The organism is Synechococcus sp. R6-10, from assembly GCF_047461815.1.
Taxonomy (GTDB): domain Bacteria; phylum Cyanobacteriota; class Cyanobacteriia; order Thermostichales; family Thermostichaceae; genus Thermostichus.
In genome coordinates this window covers 1-2,235 of sequence record NZ_JANSHW010000493.1, presented here as the reverse complement: position 1 = coordinate 2,235, position 2,235 = coordinate 1, and the positions used below count along the sequence as shown (strand labels likewise).

Genomic DNA, 2,235 nt, shown 5'->3' with positions numbered 1-2,235 from the left:
GCACTTTTTCAAAGGGGTGGAAGGGGAGAACCGCGCCCATTTGAAGCGGATTTGGCTTTTTATCATTGCCATTGCCCTGCACAATTTCCCGGAAGGACTGGCGGTGGGAGTGGGTTTCGCTACCGGCCAAGTCGGCGATGGGTTGGCGTTGGCGTTGGGGATCGGCTTGCAGAACATTCCAGAGGGGCTGGTGGTGGCTTTGTCGCTGGCAAGCCAAGGGTATTCGCGGCGGTTTGCTTTTGGCATCGCCCTGCTGACCGGACTGGTGGAGCCCATCGGCGGGATCCTGGGAGCAACGGTGGTCTCTCTGGCGCAGCCCCTACTACCTTGGGGCATGGCTTTTGCGGCGGGGGCGATGTTGTTTGTCATTTCCGATGAGATCATCCCTGAGTCGCACCGGCAGGGGTTGGAGCGGGAGGGCACCTTTGGGGTCATCAGTGGGTTTGTGGTGATGATGTTGCTGGATATCACCTTGGGCTAGCAAGGGATCCCGTCGCGAAGTGGAACGGAGTTTTATTTTTTTATGTTGAGTAACGAACCCTTTTTGTGGCGAGGAGCAGGGGAACACGCCTGTCTGCTGCTACATGGATTGGGGGGCGGTGTTTACGAGTTGCAATGGCTGGCAGAGCGGCTGTTGGCGGCTGGCCTGACGGTGCAGGGATTTAACTATCCCGGCCATGACCGCCCGGCCCATCGCATGCCCCCTTCCCGCTGGACGGAGTGGTACGGGCGGGCTTTGGAGCATTATCTGGCTTTGCAGCAGGAGTATCCCCGCGTTTCCTTGGTGGGCTTTTCCACCGGCTGTCTGCTGGCTTTGCACCTGGCTTTTGCCCATCCCATCCATAAATTGGTGCTGCTGGCGCCATTTTTCGCCATTCGCCACCGCTGGTACTATCTTTTTCGCCCTGAGCAGTACCTGAACAGCCTGGGTTGGCTATTGAAGGAGGTGCCCCGCCTCAGCTTGCCGATTCGGGATGGGGACGCTCGAGCCTTGGCAGAAAGAACGGCCTATTTCCGCAGCTTTAATCTGTCGGCGGTGCGCAGCGCTCTGGAGCTGATCGAGCGGGTCAAGGGAGAGGTGGCCGGCATCCGGGTTCCCACTCTGATCCTGCAATCTCGCCAAGATACAGTAGTGGATCCTGAACAGGCAGCGTGGCTTTATCAAGAGCTGGGATCCGAGGAGAAGATCTTGTCTTGGCTGGAGCACTCCGACCACATCCTCACTTTGGACGGGGAGCGGGAAACGGTGTTTGACCAGGTTTGCGCCTTTCTCAACCAGGATCCTTCTGCGCCCGGATCAGCGTAACCCGCTGCCAAGCACCGCGGGCATCGTAGTCCCGGATCAAACGCAAGAGACAATGGCAGTCTTCCGACTGCGGAAACCAGCTCAGGCTCACCGAAAAGCTGCGATCCCGGTGGGCGGTAGGGATGGGCAAGGGATCCGGCCCGCCAATCCACAGCCCCCCAGGCAAGGGATCCCAGTTGCTCAACCACTCTGCCCCCGAGCAGTCCACCTCGGTTTCGGCAAACCGGCCCTCGGCAACCGCAAAGCTCTGGGCGATCCCCCGCCATCTCCCCTGGAGGCAGGCTCTCAGCTGCTCTCTGCTCAGGGGTGCACAGTCTGCAACGGGATCCAAAGCTTGGCCGCGCCGCTCCAGGATCGCGGTTACCTCTACCAGACGACCTTGGGCATCCCACTGTTGCACCAGCCGCGCCTTGCGATCCCCCCAGAGAAAGCCCTGCTCGACGGCAAAATCACTAAACGGCGCCAGCTGCAGCCGCCCATTGGAAAAAGATCCATCGGGGAAAAAGCGCAATCCCGGCGAGAAATCCTGGTAGACCCAGCTCTGGGAGCTTTCGGGAGTGGGGGATCCCTGTAGGGGGTAGTAGGCGTTGGTTTGGCGGATCGCGCTCCCTGCCGCCGGACTTCCTGAAGAAGAGTATGGAGCCAAGGCCTCAAAGGTGATGAGGCTGCGCTTTTGGCCCCCCAGCTCCCAGCCGCCGGCGGTGGGTCGATAGTTGGAGAAGAGGCCGTGCCACACTCCCAGGTGGAGAGCCAGACATTGTTTTTGGGTTTTCATGAAGCAATGTGAAGCTAAGATTGTGAGGACGTAACGCTGGAGAGCAAGACCTATGGGGAAGAAGCTCCGAGGTGGCATTTTAGTAAACTACCCGACCCTGACTGCTTCGCAGTACAGGGCGGGCTTTCGGCCTCCGGCCCGCTGGCGCGAACGG

Annotated in this window: 3 protein-coding genes; 2 read left to right on the top strand and 1 reads right to left on the bottom strand. The window is 59.8% G+C overall.

The genetic code is table 11. The features are described 5' to 3' along the window. Both NW837_RS12680 and NW837_RS12675 read left to right on the top strand, forming a co-directional pair. Positions 1-481: ZIP family metal transporter (locus NW837_RS12680; protein ID WP_414331998.1), on the top strand; the 481-nt coding region annotated here is incomplete at its 5' end. 42 nt (positions 482-523) lie between these two features. Continuing rightward, a complete protein-coding gene (locus tag NW837_RS12675; RefSeq protein WP_414331996.1) occupies positions 524-1,306 on the top strand; it encodes an alpha/beta hydrolase in 783 nt (260 codons plus the stop codon). On the opposite strand, the gene NW837_RS12670 is transcribed toward NW837_RS12675, so the two are convergent. Next, complete coding sequence (locus NW837_RS12670) at positions 1,272-2,081, bottom strand: DUF3598 family protein (RefSeq protein ID WP_414331994.1); 810 nt, start codon at positions 2,079-2,081, stop codon at positions 1,272-1,274. The genes NW837_RS12675 and NW837_RS12670 overlap by 35 nt on opposite strands. Positions 2,082-2,235 lie beyond the last annotated feature (154 nt).